General features: G+C 59.7%; 1 protein-coding gene. It reads left to right on the forward strand.

Annotated features, from left to right (window positions below; genetic code table 11):
- Positions 1 to 403 (forward strand): peroxiredoxin (locus tag D7Y13_RS42960; protein WP_147452718.1); only part of this gene is annotated, 403 nt, incomplete at its 5' end.
- Between the last annotated feature and the right edge of the window lie 41 nt (positions 404 to 444).

Genomic DNA, 444 nt, shown 5'->3' on the forward strand with positions numbered 1-444 from the left:
GTTCTCACCGGCATCGCAGCGCGGCAAGATCGTCGTGCTGTATTTCTATCCGAAGGACAACACGCCCGGCTGCACCACCGAGGCGATGAACTTCCGCGACCAATACGACGCCTTTGAAGCCGCCGGCGCCGTGGTGTTCGGCATTTCGCGCGACAGCTTGAAATCGCACGAAACCTTCAAAGCGAAACTGGAGATGCCGTTCGAGCTGATCTCCGATGCCGACGAAGCCGTCTGCAATATCTTCGACACGATCAAGATGAAGAAGATGTACGGCAAGGACGTGCGCGGCATCGAGCGCAGCACATTCCTGATCGATAGCAAGGGCGTGTTGCGCAAGGAATGGCGTGGCGTGAAGGTCCCCAACCATGTGGACGATGTTCTCGCGGCGGTGCGCGCGCTGTAACTGCAGGTAGCGCCAGCTCTTGGCGAAGCGCCCCCCAACCC

Origin of the sequence: Corallococcus praedator (genome assembly GCF_003612125.1) — a bacterium.
Classification (GTDB): Bacteria; Myxococcota; Myxococcia; order Myxococcales; family Myxococcaceae; genus Corallococcus; species Corallococcus praedator.